Raw genomic sequence first — 18,212 nt, 5'->3', positions numbered from 1 at the left:
ACGCCAAACACACGAGAGAGGAGCCCAGTGCGTTAGGAGCGCACGCTGGGATCTGCGCGGGGGGTGCAGGGTGACCTGCATTCCTACCGCGACCGTTAAATGCGTTTACATTGATCCCCCTTTTAACACTCAACAAGCCTTTGAACATTATGATGACGGTGTAGAACATTCACTCTGGCTCACGCTCTTGAGAGATCGCTTGGAGATTATTAGGCGCCTCATGTCGAGCTGCGCTACCCTGTTTGTTCACATTGATGACAATGAACTTGGCTATTTGATCATCCTTCTCGATGAGATTTTTGGAAGATCAAATCGTATTAGCATCGTAACCTTCAAGCAGAGTTCTGCATCTGGTCCCAAGGCCATCAATCCAGGACTGGTTACAACGAATAACTACGTCCTGTATTACGCCAAGGATAAAAAAGAATGGTCACCAAATCGAGTGTTTGTCCCTACATCTCGCGATGCACGTTACACCAAATTTATCGATAATTTTAACGAAGATTTCGCCAAATGGCGTTTGATTGGTCTTAGAGAAGCATTTCTGCGAGAAATCAAACTTGAAACCTGGGATGAAGCAAAAAGGAAGTTCGCAGATAAGTTGGAGGAGAAACTCGCGGGTTTTGTCGTAACTAATGCGCATTGTGTTGTCCGTACTGCGCGAGTAGCACCTAAGGATGTGAATGAGGGGGCGAGAGAGGCTCTCTCAGCATCAAATGTTGATCGATCTCAGGTTTTTTGTTCTATCCGCGAAAATAAAGACAATTATTATTTTCTCGGTGGCGAGCAGCTGGTTTTTTATAAGGCCAAGACAAAAGTTATTGATTCTGTAATCTGTACGGCATCGCCCCTCACCAACCTTTGGGATGATTTGCTTTCCAATAATTTGCACAACGAAGGTGGCGTAGCTTTTCCGAACGGCAAGAAGCCAGAATCATTAATCAAACTATGTATAGAACTTTCTACTGAATCCGGCGACCTCGTCCTCGACTCCTTCGCCGGTTCCGGCACCACCGGCGCGGTGGCCCATAAAATGGGGCGGCGCTGGATCATGGTGGAACTGGGCGAACACTGCCACACCCACATCATCCCGCGTTTGAAGAAGGTCATCGACGGTGAGGACCAGGGCGGAATCAGCAAGGCGGTGGGCTGGCAAGGCGGCGGTGGCTTCCGCTACTACCGCCTGGCGCCGTCGCTTTTGGAAACGGACCGCTGGGGCAACTGGGTGATCAATCAAACCTACAACGCCGCCATGCTGGCCGAGGCCCTGTGCAAGCTGGAGGGCTTCCGCTATGCGCCGTCCGATTCAGTCTACTGGCAGCACGGCTGCTCCACCGAGCAGGACTTCATCTATGTGACCACCGCCAGTCTCACCCACGAGCAGTTGCAGGAGTTGTCCGACGAGGTGGGCGAGGGGCGCTCCTTGCTGGTGCTCTGCACCGCCTTCCGGGGGCGGGGTGATTACGCCCATCTCACCGTCAAAAAAATTCCTCGCCAGGTCCTGAGCCGCTGCGAATGGGGCCATGACGACTACAGCCTCAAGGTGGAAAACCTGCCGCAGAAACCCGCGGAGCCGGGGCAGCTTTCCTTGTTTGGCATGGAGGGCAAGTCATGAGCGCCAAGAAAACTTTAATCCGCCATGACGAAACACTCCTCTGCGACCTGCGCGGCCTGATCGAAGAAACCCGCGCCCATGTGGCCACCACGGTCAACGCCGCTCTGACCATGCTGTACTGGCGCATCGGCCAACGGATCAACGAGGAAGTTCTCAAAGGTGAACGGGCTGCTTATGGAGCAGAGATTTTGCAGACAGTGTCTGCAAAATTAATGGTGGAATATGGCAGCAGTTTCAGTGAAAAGAATCTTCGCCGGATGATCCAATTCTCCGAGGTGTTCCCGGACGAACAGATTCTCGTATCACTGATACGACATTTGAGTTGGACCCATTTTATTGCCCTGATCCCAATCAAGGAGCAACTCCAGCGTGATTTCTACGCCGAAATGTGCCGCATGGAACGGTGGAGCGTCCGGACACTGCGCAAGAAAATCGGTTCCATGTTTTTTGAGCGGACCGCTCTTTCTCGAAAACCGGAAAAACTCATCGAACTGGAGTTGGAGGCGCTTCGGCAGGACGACCAGTTGACCCCCGATCTGGTTTTCCGTGATCCCTATTTTCTCGATTTTCTGGGATTGAAAGAGGCATATCAGGAAAAGGATTTCGAAGCCGCCATCCTGCGTGAGCTGGAATCGTTCATCATGGAGCTGGGGGCTGGTTTTTCCTTTGTCGCCCGGCAAAAACGGATCATCGTCGACGAGGATGATTTTTATCTGGATCTTCTCTTCTACCATCGGGATTTGCGAAGGCTGGTGGTGATCGAGTTGAAGCTCGACAAATTCAGGCCTGAGCATAAAGGACAGATGGAACTCTACCTGCGCTGGCTTGATCGCTATGAACGAAAACAGGGGGAGGAAAGCCCACTGGGCATCATCCTCTGTGCCGGGAAAAAAGATGAGCGGATTGAGCTTCTTGAGTTGGACAGGTCAGGTATTCATGTGGCTGAATACCTGACGACCTTGCCCCCCAAAGAACTCCTGCGTCAGAAACTCCATGCAGCCATCGAACGATCGAGACAGCAGTTTGAAAATCGTCTGCAACTCGAAGAAGGAGGGGAGGAGTCATGAACCGTCACGTCAACGCCATCTCCGGCCGGCTGTCCCTGCGGCAACCGCAGCGGCAATCCCTGGAAATTTTGCACCGCATCACCGAGATTGCCCCTCCGGGCAAAGAGGCGGACATTGCCGCCGTGCTGGAGGTGATCCGCAGCGAATACCCATCGGTCACCGATTTTGAGCGGGAATTTCCCTCGCTCTGCTTTGCCCTGGCCACCGGCGTTGGCAAGACCCGCCTGATGGGGGCCTTTGTCAGCTACCTGCATCTGGCCCACGGGATCTGCAATTTCTTCGTGCTGGCGCCGAATCTCACCATCTACAACAAGCTGATCGCCGATTTCACCCCGAACACCCCCAAGTATGTGTTCAAGGGAATCGCCGAGTTCGCCACTGACCCGCCGACGGTCATCACCGGCGACACCTATGAGAGCGGGGTGGGAGTTCGGGAGGCGGCGCGACGGCAGATGCGACTTCCCGGAATAGTTGGGCAGGATGGCGTCCACATCAACATCTTCAACATCTCCAAGATCAACTCCGAAGTGCGGGGCGGCAAATCGCCGCGCATCAAGCGGCTCTCCGAGTATATCGGCGAGAGCTATTTTGATTATCTCGCGGGCCTGCCGGACCTGGTGCTGCTCATGGACGAGTCGCACCGCTACCGGGCCAGCGCCGGCGTGCGGGCCATCAACGAGTTGAAGCCGATCCTCGGTCTGGAACTGACCGCCACCCCCTTTGTGGAAACCAATAAGGGTGGAGTGGAGTTCAAGAACGTCATCTACGATTATCCCCTGGGGCGGGCCATGAACGACGGCTTTGTCAAGGAACCGGCGGTGGTGACCCGCAAGGACTTCAATCCGGCCGGAATGTCGGTGGAGGAGATCGAGCGGCTGAAACTGGAAGACGGTATCCGGCTCCATGAGAGCGTCAAGGTGGAGTTGGAAACCTATGCCCGCGAAACCCTGCAAGCTATCGTCAAACCCTTTTTGCTGGTGATCGCCCGCGACACCACCCATGCCGGGCAACTGTTGCAGATGATCAAGTCCGAGGCCTTTTTCGAAGGGCGCTATACCGACAAGGTCATCCAGGTGGATTCGAGCAAGACCGGCAAGGATGAGGAAGAAATGATTGAGCGGCTGCTGCGGGTGGAACAGACCGAGGAGCCAACCGAGATTGTCATCCACGTCAACATGCTCAAAGAGGGTTGGGATGTGACCAACCTCTATACCATTGTGCCGCTGCGAGCCGCCAATGCCCGCATCCTCATTGAGCAATCCATTGGCCGGGGGCTGCGATTGCCCTACGGCAAACGCACCGGGGTGACACCGGTGGATCGGCTCAACATTGTCGCCCATGACAAGTTTCAGGAAATCATCGATGAGGCCAATCGGCCTGATTCCGTCATCCGCATACAGGCTGTGGTGATTGATGGCTCTGAGTTGGAGAAGAAAACTGCCACCGTGGTGTCGCAATCGCAACTGGCGACCAAATTGGGTTTGCGGCCGGCCCTGGTAACCGGAAGTACCGCCATGGCGGGACAGGAAGTGCAACCAATCTTCACCGGAGCGCAGGAGCAGCAGGTGGCGAAAACGGCCTGGGAAGTGATCAAGGGATATGAGAACAAGCCGCAGATGCTGCCATCGGTCAACCATCTGAAAGATCCGGAGATCCAAGCCGCTATAGTCAAGGCAGTGGAAGCGCAGCAACCGGCGCAGCTGGCCCTGGAAGGTTTCACGGTCAAGCCGGATATCGCGGCTGTCGTGGCCAAAACAGTCGAATTGGTGACCGAGCAAACCATCGATATCCCTCGTATCCTGGTGGTGCCCAAAGGCGTGGTGAAGTCCGGGTTCAAGCCCTTCACCCTCGAACTCGACAGCCTGAATTATCCGCCGGTATCCGAGGATTTATGGGTACAGTATCTCCGCACCGGAGAAGGAATGGCCGTGACTCCGGCTCGCGGCTGTAGCGAAGAGCCGCGCACGGAAAATTACATCGTCCGTTGCCTGATGGATTTCAACGATATTTCCTACGATGACCACGCCGACCTGCTTTACGATTTGGCGGGGCAGGCAGTTCGTCATTTTGAAAGCTATTTACAGCCGGACGAGGTCATTGATGTAGTGCGTTGCCATCAGCATGAAATTGCCCGCTTCATTTATGTCCAGATGCAGAAACATTACTGGGAGGAAGTCGCAGAGTATGAGGTGAAGGTGAGCAAAGGATTCACCGAATTGAAACCAAGCGCTTACACCTGCAAGACCAATGGGCCGCCAGCCGATTATAAGGTCTCACCTGCGGACAAAAGCAATATGTCCCGTTATCTCTTTGGCGGGTTTACGCGGTGCCTGTACCCGGTGCAGAAATTTGATTCGGATGCGGAACGCAAACTGGCCGGTATTATGGAACGGGATGCCGTGAAATGGTTCAAACCCGCCAAGGGGCAGTTCCAGATCTTTTATCGTCACGGTGCGGATCATCTGGAATACCAACCCGATTTTGTCGCTGAAACCGAGAGCACAATCTACATGCTGGAGCCCAAGGCGAGTAATCAGATGAAAGATCCTGTGGTGCTCGCCAAGAAGGAGGTTGCCGTCAAGTGGTGCGTTAATGCCACGGAATATGCGAAAAGCCATGGAGGAAAACCATGGCGTTACGTGCTGATTCCCCACGATGGCATTGCCACCAATATGACACTCAATGGGTTGGCGCAGATGTATGGAATATGAAGGAGAATGGTAGCGATTTATTTAGAGACCACCCACCCGCCGCTGGCCCGAGGCGAGGTCAACGGTATCCTGCGGCGGACGAGATGAGGCCGGTGACGACAAAACGGCAGGGGTGCGGCGGGACGGGGCATCAACTGTAGCGCCGGCGTCGACCACCAGGTTCAGCGACCCTTCTTCGGTTTGTCGAGATAATCGATCCCCGATGCGTGCAGTTCCTCCAGCTTGGCCTCGATCCGATCGCCCAGGGTCTTCAGCACCTTGATGCGGGCAAAATTCTTGTTGTTGGCCTCCACCAGCGTCCACGGGGCGAGATGGGTGCTGGTGCGGTCGATCATGTCGCACACCGCCTGTTCGTAGAGTTCCCACTTGTCGCGGTTGCGCCAGTCCTCGTCGGTGATCTTGAACCGCTTGAAGCCGGTCGCCTGCCGTTCCTCGAAGCGGCGCAACTGCTCGTCCTTGGTGATCGCCAGCCAGAACTTGACGACCAGCAGGCGATGGCGGACCATCTGCGCCTCGAACTCGTTGATCTCGCCGTAGGCCCGCATCCAGTCGGCCTCGGCGCAGAAGCCCTCGACCCGTTCCACCAGCACCCGGCCGTACCAGGAGCGATCGAAGACCGTCACCCGTCCCTTGCGCGGCAGCTGCCGCCAGAACCGCCACAGGTAGGGCTGGGCCCGTTCCTCCTCGGTCGGGGCGGCGATGGGGATGACCTGGTAGCTGCGGGCATCGAGGGCGCCGGTGATGCGGCGGATATTGCCGCCCTTGCCGGCGGCGTCGTTGCCCTCGAACACCACGATCACCGACATGTATTTGAACTTGGGATCACGGGTCAGGGTGTTGAGCCGGCCCTGATATTTCTTCAGTTTGACCTTGAACCGGTCCTTGTCCAGCGCCTGGGCCATGTCCAGGGTCTTCAGCAGATGGAGGTTGTCGATGGCGGGGAGCAGGGGCGGCGCCAGGATCTTGGGCGGCGGCGTTTTCGCCAGTTCCAGCCTGTCGCGGATGGCCTTGAGGAGAACCCGGCCCACGGTGAGATTGCGGTAGTTGGCGTCCTCGCCTTCGACGATCAGCCACGGGGCCTCGGCGGTGCTGGTGTGGCGGATGACGTTTTCGTGGACCTCGTGGAACTTGTCGTAGGCCTTGAAGTGTTTCCAGTCGCGGTCGGTGACCTGCCACTGGGTCAGGGGGTTCTTCTCCAGCTTTTTCAGCCGTTTCTCCTGCTTCTCTTTCGAGAGGTGGAGCCAGAACTTGATCACCAGGGCGCCTTCGTCGACCAGCATCTTTTCCAACCGTTTGGCCCGCTCCAGGCTCTGCTCGAGATCGGCCTCCTTGGTGACGCCGCGCACCCGGTTGAGGATCGGCCAGGTGTACCACGAGCCGAGGAACACCCCGATTTTGCCCTTCGGCGGCAGGGCCCGCCAGAAGCGCCACATCATCGGCCGGTCGAGTTCCTCGTCGGACGGTTCACCCATGCCGTGGCTCTGGATATGGCGCGGGTCCATCCACTCGTTGAGCAGGTTGACGGTGGCCCCGCGGCCGGCGCCGTCGAGGCCGCCGATCAGGATAATTACCGGGAAGGCGGCCGCTTCCGCCAGGTCCAGCTGCGCCTCGAGCAGGGCCTCGCGCAGCGGTGGGACTTCTCTGTCATATTCGGATTTCTTGATTCTGTGTCCCAGTTCCGCGGATTCGAACATCGGTTTCCTCCTCTTCAGGGTGGCGGCAGTCAGGCGGTCTTGGCCGGGTCCAGCCCCAGCGGGGCCAGGATCCGGGTGTTGAAATGGTCGACGACGGCGTTGTCGGGCTCCCGGTCGATCATGGCGGCACAGTGCTCGATCTCCTGTGCCAGTTCGTTGTTTCTCAGCCAGGCGGCGCGGCGGGCCTGCTCGATATGGCGCCAGTCGCCGTCGGCGGCAAAGCGGAGGCCGGCGGGACGGATCTCCGGAAAGAGCTTTTCCCGCAGGCTGTCGAAAAAGGTCAGGTAGAGGCCGAGGGAGGTCGGCCGCTGCTCCCTGACGATATAGGCGAGAGGGCCGGCCGGGTGGGTATCGGCGAGGATGTCTTTGACCGCCCGGCCGACAAATTCGAGGACCGAGCCGGGGAAACGGGCGACGATCAGGCGCAGCGCTTCCGAGATCCGCTCCCCCTGCAGCATTTCCCCGACCTCATGATACAGGAACAGGTCCATCTCCTGGTCGACGATGGCGTCGAGGGAGCCTTTGAACAGCTCCTGGTCAAGCCCGCCGTTCTGCAGCAGGCCATAGGGTTTGAGCGCCAGGCGCAGCGAGACCTTGCAGGAGGAGCGGGCCTCCTGGATCTGGTCCCAGAGGAAGGTCCGGAGCGGCTGCTTGCGGAGGATGATCAGGCCGTCCTGGACCATGGCGAAGGGACTGGCCATCTCCCGGGCCTGTTCGGCGCCGAGGATCACCACCGGACAGCCCTCGATGGTGCGTTGCTGCAGTACCTCCGCCAGAAAAAAGACCGTCTTCATCGACCGGCCGAAGCCGGCGCCGTAGAGCAGGGTCCCGTTGAGGGTGGCGTTGACGTCCTCCAGGTCGAGCGGGGCGAACTGCCTCCCCGCGATCGACAGCGGCCGGAACGACTCGTCGGCAATGGTCTCCCAGTAGTTTTCCTTGGCCTCGATCCAGTTCAGCAGGTCGGCCGACTCCGGCTCCTCCCACGGCTGCAGCCCTGTTTCCCACTTGTAGAGGTTGCGGAGCTTGAGGACCATGGTACACAGCGAGTAGATCCCATGATCCCGGGCGTCGGAGATATCGCAGTTGTACTGGACATCATTGATCAAATCGCTATCTGGAACTGCTGATGTCATATCACTCTCTGTCATGCGGCTGTTCGCGACCTCGGCGCTGAAGCGATGGGGGTGATCGGTGGCTTTCCGGGAATAACGCCCGGATCATGCCTTCATCTTCTGGATTTCCTGGCACCAGAAGGCCGGGCCGGTCTTGTGCACCGCTTCGCCGCTGCTGTCGACCGCCACCGTCACCGGCATGTCCTCGACTTCGAACTCGTAGATCGCCTCCATGCCGAGGTCGGCGAAGGCCACGGTCCGCGATTTCTTGATCGCCTTCGACACCAGGTAGGCCGCCCCGCCGACCGCCATCAGGTAGACCGCGCCGTGCTGTTTGATCGAGGCGATGGCGGCGTCGCCGCGCTCGGCCTTGCCGATCATCCCCAGCAGGCCGAACTGCTCGAGCATCATCGGTGTGTATTTGTCCATCCGGGTCGAGGTCGTGGGGCCGGCCGGTCCGACGACCTCGTCGCCGACCGGGTCGACCGGGCCGACGTAGTAGATGAAGCGGCCGTTGAAGTCGACTCCCTCCGGCAGCGGCTTGCCTTCGGCGGCCAGCTGCTGAATGCGGCGGTGGGCGGCGTCGCGGCCGGTCAGGATCTTGCCGCTGACCAGCAGGGTCTCGCCGGCCTTCCAACTCGCGATGTCGGCCTTCGTCAGCCCGTCGAGCCGTACCCGACGGACGTCGCCGCCACCCTCGAGGGCAATCTCCGGCCAGGCGCTGATCGGCGGCGGGGTGAAGACTGCAGGCCCCTGGCCGTCGAGTCGGAAGTGGGTGTGGCGGGCGGCGGCGCAGTTGGGGATCATCGCCACCGGCAGCGAGGCGGCGTGGGTCGGGTAGTCGCGGATCTTGACGTCGACGACCGTCGTCAGTCCGCCCAGGCCCTGGGCGCCGATGCCGAGGTCGTTGACCGCCTGGAAGATCTCCAGACGCAGTTCCTCGAGTTTGTCGGCCGGGCCGCGGGCGATCAGCTCGTGGATGTTCACCGGTTCCATCAGCGATTCCTTGGCCAGGACCATCGCCTTGTCGATCGTGCCGCCGATGCCGATTCCGAGGATGCCGGGCGGGCACCAGCCGGCGCCCATGATCGGCACCGTCTTCCTGGCCCACTCGACGATCGAATCGCTGGGGTTGAGCATCACCGATTTGCTCTTGTTCTCGGAACCACCGCCCTTGGCGGCGATCAGCACCTCGCAGCCGTTGCCTTCCACCAGCTCGGTGTAGACGATCGCCGGGGTGTTGTCGCGGCTGTTGCGGCGCTCGGTGGCCGGGCCGACGACGACCGACTTGCGCAGCGGGTTGTGGGGATCGCAGTAGGCCCGCCGCACCCCCTCGTCGACCATCTCCTGGATCGTCATGTCGGTATCGAAGCGGCAGTTCATCCCGATCTTGACAAAGGCGGTGACGATCCCGGTGTCCTGGCAGACCGGCCGCCGGCCGATGGCGCACATCCGGGAATTGATGAGGATCTGGCCGATCGCGTCTTTCGCTGCCGGGTTCTTTTCGCGCTGGTAGGCGGCGTACACGGCGTCGACGAAATCGAGGGGATGATAGCAGGAGATGTACTGCAGGCTGTCGGCGATGGAGTCGATGAAATCGGCCTTTTTGATGATGGTCATGGCGTTTCCTTCCTCGTGCTGGGGTTGGCGGAGCGGTATGCTGGGTGGGAGACAGGGTGCATCAGCGCCCCATACTACTGCGAAATCCGGTTCCCGGTCAAGTCCCGGCTGGTGCTGCCTGGGTGTGCCAGCGCTTGAAAACATGACAAAAAAGGCGCTGCCGGGAAAAAGACGGATCAGGACGTTGAACCGGGCCGGGGAATAGCGTACATAGAAGGAAAGGAAGCGGTTCGCCGCCGGCGCCGGCGTATGCTCCGACAACCACAACGGGAGATGCTATGAAAAGACTCATGATACTGGCGGTGCTGCTGCTGGTCTGCCTGACGGGCGTTCCGGGGCGGGCGGCGATGACGATCAAGCTCGGGGTGGTCACCAAGCCGGGTTCGGCGCAGAATATCGCCGCCGCCAAGTTCAAGGAACTTGTGGAGCAGCGGTCGCAGGGGGCGATCACCGTCAAGATCTACGATTCCGCCTCGATCGGCAACGAGACCGAGATCCTGCAACAGATCCAGATGAATACGGTGCAGATGGGGATCATCACCAGCGGCCCCTTCGACACCTTCGACCCCATCGTCCGCGTCATCGACTACCCCTTCCTGTTCAAGGACAACGACCAGGCCGACGCGATCCTCGACGGCCCGATCGGCCGGGAGATCCTGACCGCCCTCGAGGCCTCCGGCTTCAAGGGGCTGTGCTACTCCGAGAACGGTTTCCGCCACCTCACCAACAGCCGCCGCCCGGTCAAGGGACCGGAGGACGTCAAGGGCCTGAAGATCCGGGTGATGGCGTCGGCGATGCACAAAACGATCTGGCAGACCCTCGGCGCCAACCCGACGCCGATGCCGTGGCCGGTGTACACCGAACTGGAGCAGCGGGTGATCGACGGTCAGGAGAATCCGTTGTGGCTGATGGTCGAGTACAAACTGTGGGAGGTCCAGAAATACCTGACCCTGAGCCGCCATGTGTACTCGCCGCATATCGACGTCGCCTCGCTGGCCTGGTGGCGGACCCTCGACGCCGCCACTCAGGAGCTACTGGCCACGGCGATGCGCGACGCCGCCCTCTACCAGCGGCAGCACAACCGCGACGGCGACGCCGAGCGGCTGCGGCTCCTAAAGGAGAATGGCTTCATCGTCGAGGAGAACCCCGACCTCGACGGGATGCGTCGCAAGGTCGCGGGTCTCAAGGATATGGACATCTATCGGGAGCCGCGGGTCAAGGCGATGCTGACCCGGTTGCTGGAAGCGGTGCAGGGCCGGTAGCCGGTGGAGCTGTTTGCCAGGGTCAACGCCTGGATCAACCGGGGGACGGAGGCCCTGCTGGCGATCATCGGTATCGCGATGGCGGTCGTCGTCGCCGTCCAGGTGGCCGGCCGCTACCTGTTCAACCATTCCCCGTTCTGGTCGGAGGAGGTGGCCCGCTACCTCCTGGTGTGGCTGACCTTTCTCGGCGCCGCCGCCGCCTATTACCGCCGCGCCCACCCCGGCATCGATGTCCTGTCGGCGTGGCTGGGGCCGCGGGCGCGCCGGGCCAAGGCCATCGCCGTCCATCTCGTCTGCCTGGCCCTGTTTGCGGTGATGATCTGGCAGGGCGCGATCTTCAGCCACTTTGTCCGCCTGCAGATCAGTCCCGCCCTGTCCCTGCCGATGTGGATGGTGGTGATGGTCATCCCGGTGGCCGGGGTCATCCTCGCCTGCCACTGCCTCCTCTTCCTGTGCCGGGATCTGCGGGGGATGGGCGATGACCGCTGAGATCCTGCTGGCGACCCTGCTGGTCCTGTTTCTGATCGACACCCCGATCGCCGTCGCCATCGGCGCCGCCTCGGTCGCCGCCATCGCCCTGCCGGGGGACTTCCCGCTGCAGATGGTCATCCAGCGGCTGTTTTCCGGGACCGATTCCTTCCACCTGCTGGCGGTGCCGCTGTTCATGTTCGCCGGGACCATCATGGAGGCGGGGGGCATCAGCCGGCGGCTGATCGATTTCGCCACCGCCCTGGTCGGCTGGCTGCCCGGCGGCATGGCGGCGGTGGCGGTCGTCTCGGCGATGTTCTTCGCCGGCATCTCCGGCTCGGCGGCGGCCGATACCGCGGCGGTCGGCTCGATCCTGATCCCGGCGATGAAGAAATCCGGCTATCGCTCCGACTTCGCCGCCGCGGTGCAGGCCTCGGGCGGGTCGATCGGGATCGTCATCCCGCCGTCGATCCCGATGATCGTCTTCGGCTTCCTGACCGGGGCCTCGGTCGGCCGGTTGTTCACCGCCGGCATCCTTCCTGGGCTGCTGATCGGTCTGTCTCTGATCGCCGTATCCAGCCTGATTTCCAGGCGGCAGGGGTATGGGGCCCAGGCCCCCTTTTCGGCGGCCGAAGTCCTGCGTACCGGCCGCCGGGCCCTGCTGGCTCTCGGCGCCCCGGTGATCATCCTCGGCGGCATCCTCTCCGGGATCTTTACCGCCACCGAATCGGCGGCGGTGGCGGTGGTCTACGGCCTCGTCGTCGGCGTGGGCGTCTATCGGCGGATCGCCCTGCGTGACCTGCCGGGGTTGTTCATCGCCGGCTCGATCACCGCCGCGATCGTCATGTTCATCATCGCCTGCGCCTCGGTGTTCAGCTGGATCGCCGCCATCGAGGAGATCCCTTCCCGGATGGCCGCCGGCCTGCTGGCGCTCACCGACAACCGGCTCCTGCTGCTGCTGTCGGTCAACCTGGTCCTGCTGATCGCCGGCACCTTCGTCGAGACCACCGCCGCCCTGATCCTGCTGGTGCCGATGATCGTGGCCCTGCTGCCGGAGCTGGGGATCGATCTGATCCACCTCGGGGTGATCGTCGTCACCAACCTGGCGATCGGGATGCTGACCCCGCCGATGGGGATCTGCCTGGTCGTCTCCTCGTCGATCTCCGGCGACCGCCTGGCGGCGATCTGCCGCCGGATCGTGCCCTTTCTTCTCGTGCTGCTGGTCGATCTGGCGATCATCACCTACTGGCCGCCGTTGACCATGCTGCTGGTCGGCGTTCTCAGGTAGATCGGGGGAAGCCTGTTCCCCGGAGCGGGGAACAGGAATGGCTGGAAGGTCCGGGATGTGCCGGCTGGAAAACCGGTGCTATTTCGTCTCGTAGATATCGGCGACCCGGTCCTGCAGGGCGGTGATGGTCTGGGGAATTGGTTGGGTCGCGCCGAAGAGATCCCGCGCCGTTCGCTGACAGGTCGGGCAGGCGTTGAAGGGGACGGTATAGGCGTGGATCCGGGCCCTGGGACTGGTGGCGGTGACCTCGGTAAAGCCGGGGCAGTCCGGACAGAGGTGGTACTGGCGGACCTCGTCGACATTGAAGCCGGTGGTGTCGTAGAAGATGTTCTTGCGTTCACTGACGACTTTCTTCTTCAGTGCCTCCTCCTTGCTCTTGCCCCGGTTCTCGAAGACCTCGAGGGCCTTGTCGCAGACGCCGGCAATATATTTGGTCATTTCCTCCGGCTGGCGGAAACGGGCCTGATCGTAATCGGGCTCCTTGACATGGGAGTAATCCATGCCGGCCATCGCCAGGATGATGCCGAGGTTGGTGTAGGGCAGGGCCCCCTCGATCGAGTACCCGCCCTCGAGAACGCAGATGTCGGGATTGAGCCGCTGGTTGAGGCGGGCGTAACCCTGGGCGGTGAAGTTCATGTTGGTGATCGGATCGGTGTAGTGGTTGTCCTGACCGGCCGAGTTGATGATCAGTTCCGGTTTGAATTCGTCGAGGATCGGCATGACGACCCGCTCCATGACCATGTCGAACCCGTCCTCGCCGGTGTTCGGCGGCAGCGGCAGGTTGATGGTGTAGCCGTTGGCGGCGGGCCCGCCCGACTCGCGAATGAATCCGGTGCCGGGGAAGAGGGTTCGGCCGTCCTGGTGCAGCGAGATGAACAGGGTGTCGGGATCGTTATAGTAGATATCCTGGGTGCCGTCGCCGTGGTGGCAGTCGGTGTCGACGATCGCGATCTTCTTCACCCCGTAGTGGCGGCGGATATACTCGATCATGATCGCCTCGATGTTGACGATGCAGAAGCCGCGGTCGCCGAAGACCGTCTGCATCGCGTGGTGGCCGGGCGGGCGGACGATGGCGAAGGCGTTGTCGGCCTCTTTGTCCATCACCGCCCGGGCGACGCGCAGGGTGGCGCCGGCGGAGATCAGGTGCGATTCGGTCAGCAGCTTGTGCGAAGACGGGGCACAGAGATGGACCCGGTCGATATCGGCATGGCTGGCCAGTTCGGGATTGAGGAAAACGATGTTGTCGACATCCTCGAGACCCTCCTCGATCAGCTGGTCCCGGGTGTAGAGAAGGCGTTCCTCCCGCTCGGGATGGGTCGGGCTGATACACCAGTCGAAGGCTGGAAAGAGGATCAGGGCGGTGCGGTTCAGCGCCCGGGGCATGAAGGAGGTCATGGCTGTTCTCCCTGGATGTCGGCCAAACCGGGCCTGATCTGGGCCTTGAGGTTCAATATTTTCCCTGAGGTCTCAAAACCGCGGATGACGTTCATCTCGAGGCGTTCGAGAAAGTCGATGGTCGGCCTGCCGGTCATCCCCATGTCCGAGGCGATGCCGCAGATGACCTGCTCCAGCTTCGATTCCGCCTCGGCCATGCCGAAACGATTGGAAATGTCCTCGAGGCAGGAGATCTCGGGGATGCTGACCCGGCCGTCGGCGGTATCGGCGTACAGCGTCGCCTGGACGGTCAATTGTGTCCGGGCCGCGCCGATGGCATTGGCGACCTCATAATCGGTTGGCACAAGACAGGGCAGGTTGAAGCAGTTTTCCAGACTCTGCTTCAGGGCGGCCGCCGGGCCGCCGATGACGATCAGCTTCTCCGGGGTGATGCGGCGGCGCTGCAGCAGGGCGGAGACGGTGTAGACCGGCCGGCTGAAGACCGAATCGATCATTGCCGCCACTTCCTGACTGATGCGCTCGGCGAAGGCCGTCAGCAGGCGACTGGCGGTGTCTGCCGGCGGTTCCCCGGGACAGAGGCACTGCATCGCGGCGGCGGCCTTCTCCGCCGAACCGACCGCCAGCAGGCCGAGAACGACCAGGGCGTCCGTCGGCGTCGGCGTCGTCCCGCCCTGGGCCATCGGCGGCCCGCTGCGCCTGGGGCCGATGCGGAAGGCATCGTCGGCGAAGGCGACGGTGCTGTCGCCGCCGAGTCCGATGCTGACCGTGTTGAGGGCCCGGATCAGGGTCGGTCGACCGGCAATGTTGATGCCGTAAGGTTCCAGCAGCGGCGTGCCGTCGACCAGCAGCGAGATGTCGGTCGTGGTTCCGCCGATATCGAGGAGGATGGCATCTTCTGACTGGTCGGCCAGGGCGAGGCAGCCCATGACCGAGGCCGACGGGCCGGAGTGCACGCTCTCGCAGGGAAATTCGATGGCCCTGGCAAAGGGAATGGTGCCGCCGTCGGCCTTGAGGATATGACAGGGGCAGTCGACTCCGAGTTGGGTCAGACCCTGCTCGATCGCCTTCTCAAATTGGGCAAAGCGGGCGGTCAACGAGGCGTTGAGCCAGGTCGTGTAAACCCGCCGGGGAAAGTTGGGCAGGCCGGAGATCTGGTGCCCCATGCAGATATGGGGAAAACGGGCGCCGAGGCGGTCGGCGATGAATCGTTCATGGAGGCTGTTGCGGTGGGAAAATTTGGTGACGATGCCGACCGATTTGATCCCGGCCTCCAGCATTGCCGCCACCGCCTCGTCGATCAGCCTGAGGTCGGGGTCGCGGATGATATGGCCACGGTGATCGATGGCGCCGTCGAGGAACCAGGTGGGACCGTTGTTGGCGAGAAAGTCCGGGTTGATGCCGGGGCCGGCCTGGATCAGCATCCCGATCGGGTCAAGATTGCCGGTGACGATGGCGTTGGTGGCGAGGGTGCTGCTGAGGTGAACCCGTTCCAACTGCCGGCGATCATTCGGGACCAGGGCCCCGAGCAGAGAGATGATCGACTCGCTCAGATGTTCCTGGTCGACGGCGACCTTGTGTTTGGCCACCAGTCTGGCGCCTTCAAGAAGTACGCCGTCGGCATGGGTTCCACCGACATCTATGCCGATAATCATCGCCGCACCTGTCTGTCAAAGGAAAAGAGGAGTGTAGCTGGCCGCTGTGTCGTTCTGTTATCTTAGCCCCCGGTCCTGATTTGTCACCAAAATATCGCCCTGACTATGAAAAAGCTGAGCGATTTGAAAATGATTCCGGTCATATCGGGTCAAAGTTATTTTTGCAAAGTGTGCATGCTGTGCCGGCATAAGGTGAAGGCGATCAGGAAGGAAACTGCAACCGCACCGGCGGCCCAGGCCGCCAGGATCAGGGCGTCGGCCGGAGGCAGAATGGCGGACCGCATCCACCTTCTGGCCAGGCGGTAGACCGGATAGGCCATGGGGCCGAGCAGCGCCAGCTGGTAGAGAATGGCGCACAGCAGGTAGAGCATGGCCCCCGGTCCCATCGCCGATACCCGGTTCTCCGATCTGAAGTCGACGAACCAGACCCCGAAGCCGAGCGCCATGGCGACCGTGGTCCAGGTGAGCAGAAGGGAGAGAAAGAGGGACACCAGCCACATCGGCCCGGTGATGTTCAGCAGATGGTTCGAGACGGTCACCAGCAGCAGGGTCAGACAGGTGAAGGGCAGCAGGTAGAAGAGATACTTGTACAGCAGGTAGCGGCCGAGCGACAGGGGGGCGCTGCCGATCAGATAGAAGGCGCCGCGCTCGGCGCTGAGCGACGGGTAGACGAAGCGGGCCGCCAGCGAGGCGGCGATGAAACCGACCAGAGCGATATTGGCGAAGGCGATCATCCGTGCCAGGTATTCGGTCGGAATCGGTGATCGATCGAGCGGCAGCACCTTGAAATTGTAAAGATAGACCACGATCAGCGCCCCGACCATGAACAGCTGCGACCACTCGCTGGTGTCGCGGAGAAAATACTTCAGTTCCTTGCGCCAGATCCAGGCCCAGGCCGAGTGCAGGCGGGTGGTGGCCCGGAATCGCACATGGCCGCCGAACGATTCCTGTGACCGGGTGAAACCGGCGAAAAACCAGCGGCGCATTGCCAGTTCGCCGGCAAAGAACAGCACCACGGGGGTGGTCAGCAGCAGACCGGCCAGCAGCCAGTCGACCCGGCCGTCGAGCAGGTAGGTGCCGAGCAGGGAAGATGACCAGCCGGCCGGCAGCCATGGCCCGGCCGGGGTGGAGATGGCGGAGAAATACTCGATGAATTCGCCGTAGCGCTCGGGGTCGACCAGTTCCTCGGGCCGCATCAGGCGAAAGATCAGGTAGAGCAGGATGCCGAACAGCAGCGACAGGTAGAGGACGATGTCCTTCGTGCGCCGGGCCGGGAAAAAATAGACGAGGCAGACCGTCGCGAGCATCGCCGTGGCCGTGGCGATGCAGGCGGTGGCCGGCACGGCGGCCAGCAGCAGGGGCCAGAACAGCCAGCCGGCGTCGAAGACTCGGGCAAAGGCGCCGAAGACCGGCACCGAGAAGAGCAGCACCATCCACGAGGTATCGACGGTGGTCGTCAGATACCGCATCAGGTAGACTTCCTCTACCCCTATCGGGGCGGCGAGGATGATCTCGTTATCGCTCGACAGGTACAGGGTGGAGACCGAAGTCACCATCGCCGAAAAGATCAGCATGGCGAAGATCGTGATCCACACCATCTCGAAGATCTTCAGGCTGAGGATAACCCCCAGCTCGTTCTGACCGTGGAAATAGGTCAAAACCCGCATCGTCACCAGATGGAGGATGACAGCGACGACGAAGCCGAGGCCGAGGATCGACACGGCCCGCAGGCCGATCCGGCCTCCGGGAAAGAAGCGGTGACGGCCGCCGCGCAGCCAGGGCTGGAAGAGACGAAATGTCATTGATATAGTAGAAAAAATGAATCCATTCCCGACCAAATACTCAAGCCAATTACGAGTATCTTCTAGAAAAATTCGGACATTGTTATCGGAACAGGAACATCGAGGCCATAACGACAGAGGAAATAATAGCATTTCTGGCGACTATAACTGAAGGCAGGAAACAAAATACCAAACGGAGCAGATACACTATGTGATCTTCAGCAGGTGATGGGAACCCTGCTGAAACACCGCATGTAAACAGTGGGCGGGCAACATGGGTTTTCTGATCGACTGAAAAAATGTCGACGATGGAGGAATCTGTTTTCATGATGGTTACGATATCACAGATACCGAAAAATATAATCTGATAAGATGGCGGTGGGGTTGAGGTTGAAGATCAATGTTCTCCCTGTTATCCGCCTCTTGCTCAGATGGTGTAAATGCAGGAAAAGGGGTCGCGGTAGGAATGCAGGTCACCCTGCACCCCCCGCGCAGATCCCAGCGTGCGCTCCTAACGCACTGGGCTCCTCTCTCGTGTGTTTGGCGT

The 18,212-nt window shown here is 60.8% G+C and carries 12 protein-coding genes; 6 read left to right on the top strand and 6 right to left on the bottom strand.

The window, feature by feature from the left end:
* The 3 genes from HNQ81_RS16665 to HNQ81_RS16655 all read left to right on the top strand — a co-directional run.
* On the top strand, positions 1-1,615 hold a 1,615-nt coding region (locus HNQ81_RS16665; RefSeq protein ID WP_183352481.1), incomplete at its 5' end, for a site-specific DNA-methyltransferase.
* A complete protein-coding gene (locus tag HNQ81_RS16660; protein WP_183352479.1) occupies positions 1,612-2,682 on the top strand; it encodes a PDDEXK nuclease domain-containing protein in 1,071 nt (356 codons plus the stop codon). The genes HNQ81_RS16665 and HNQ81_RS16660, both read left to right, overlap by 4 nt.
* The gene (locus tag HNQ81_RS16655) at positions 2,679-5,393 is read left to right on the top strand and encodes a DEAD/DEAH box helicase (protein WP_183352477.1); all 2,715 of its coding nucleotides are present in this window, start codon (positions 2,679-2,681) and stop codon (positions 5,391-5,393) included. Before HNQ81_RS16660 ends, HNQ81_RS16655 begins: the two co-directional genes overlap by 4 nt.
* A 161-nt stretch (positions 5,394-5,554) precedes the next feature.
* Here the strand turns inward: HNQ81_RS16655 and pap are convergent, their stop codons facing one another.
* From pap to HNQ81_RS16640, 3 genes are all read right to left on the bottom strand, one after another.
* Positions 5,555-7,087 carry a polyphosphate:AMP phosphotransferase gene (pap, locus tag HNQ81_RS16650; RefSeq protein WP_183352475.1) on the bottom strand — a complete coding sequence of 511 codons (1,533 nt, stop codon included), beginning with the start codon at positions 7,085-7,087 and terminating at the stop codon, positions 5,555-5,557.
* Positions 7,088-7,116: 29 nt separating this feature from the next.
* The gene (locus HNQ81_RS16645; protein WP_183352473.1) at positions 7,117-8,220 is read right to left on the bottom strand and encodes an Sfum_1244 family protein; all 1,104 of its coding nucleotides are present in this window, start codon (positions 8,218-8,220) and stop codon (positions 7,117-7,119) included.
* An 84-nt stretch (positions 8,221-8,304) separates the two neighbouring features.
* Complete coding sequence (locus tag HNQ81_RS16640; protein ID WP_183352471.1) at positions 8,305-9,819, bottom strand: fumarate hydratase; 1,515 nt, start codon at positions 9,817-9,819, stop codon at positions 8,305-8,307.
* Between the two features lie 278 nt (positions 9,820-10,097).
* Here HNQ81_RS16640 and HNQ81_RS16635 point away from each other — a divergent pair, with 278 nt between their 5' ends.
* Genes HNQ81_RS16635 through HNQ81_RS16625 form a run of 3 tightly spaced genes read left to right on the top strand, consistent with a single transcriptional unit; the run spans position 10,098 to position 12,837 of the window.
* Positions 10,098-11,081 (top strand): TRAP transporter substrate-binding protein, encoded by a 984-nt coding sequence (locus tag HNQ81_RS16635; RefSeq protein WP_183352469.1) that lies wholly within the window; start codon positions 10,098-10,100, stop codon positions 11,079-11,081.
* Positions 11,082-11,084: 3 nt separating this feature from the next.
* Positions 11,085-11,570 carry a TRAP transporter small permease gene (locus HNQ81_RS16630; RefSeq protein ID WP_337833469.1) on the top strand — a complete coding sequence of 162 codons (486 nt, stop codon included), beginning with the start codon at positions 11,085-11,087 and terminating at the stop codon, positions 11,568-11,570.
* Positions 11,560-12,837 (top strand): TRAP transporter large permease, encoded by a 1,278-nt coding sequence (locus HNQ81_RS16625; RefSeq protein ID WP_183352467.1) that lies wholly within the window; start codon positions 11,560-11,562, stop codon positions 12,835-12,837. The genes HNQ81_RS16630 and HNQ81_RS16625 overlap by 11 nt, the downstream gene beginning before the upstream one ends.
* Positions 12,838-12,915: 78 nt before the next feature.
* Here HNQ81_RS16625 and HNQ81_RS16620 read toward each other — a convergent pair whose 3' ends face one another.
* The 3 genes from HNQ81_RS16620 to HNQ81_RS16610 form a co-directional block, all read right to left on the bottom strand.
* Complete coding sequence (locus HNQ81_RS16620; RefSeq protein ID WP_240191834.1) at positions 12,916-14,232, bottom strand: histone deacetylase family protein; 1,317 nt, start codon at positions 14,230-14,232, stop codon at positions 12,916-12,918.
* The gene (locus tag HNQ81_RS16615) at positions 14,229-15,884 is read right to left on the bottom strand and encodes a hydantoinase/oxoprolinase family protein (protein WP_183352465.1); all 1,656 of its coding nucleotides are present in this window, start codon (positions 15,882-15,884) and stop codon (positions 14,229-14,231) included. The genes HNQ81_RS16620 and HNQ81_RS16615 overlap by 4 nt, the downstream gene beginning before the upstream one ends.
* A gap of 155 nt (positions 15,885-16,039) precedes the next feature.
* Positions 16,040-17,686, bottom strand: a complete 1,647-nt coding sequence (locus HNQ81_RS16610; RefSeq protein WP_183352463.1) for a putative ABC transporter permease subunit — start codon at positions 17,684-17,686, stop codon at positions 16,040-16,042.
* Between the last annotated feature and the right edge of the window lie 526 nt (positions 17,687-18,212).

Source organism: Desulfoprunum benzoelyticum (genome assembly GCF_014201505.1).
GTDB classification, from domain to species: Bacteria; Desulfobacterota; Desulfobulbia; order Desulfobulbales; family Desulfocapsaceae; genus Desulfoprunum; species Desulfoprunum benzoelyticum.
The sequence above is the reverse complement of the archived record's forward strand: the minus strand, read 5'-3'. Positions and strand labels throughout refer to the sequence as shown.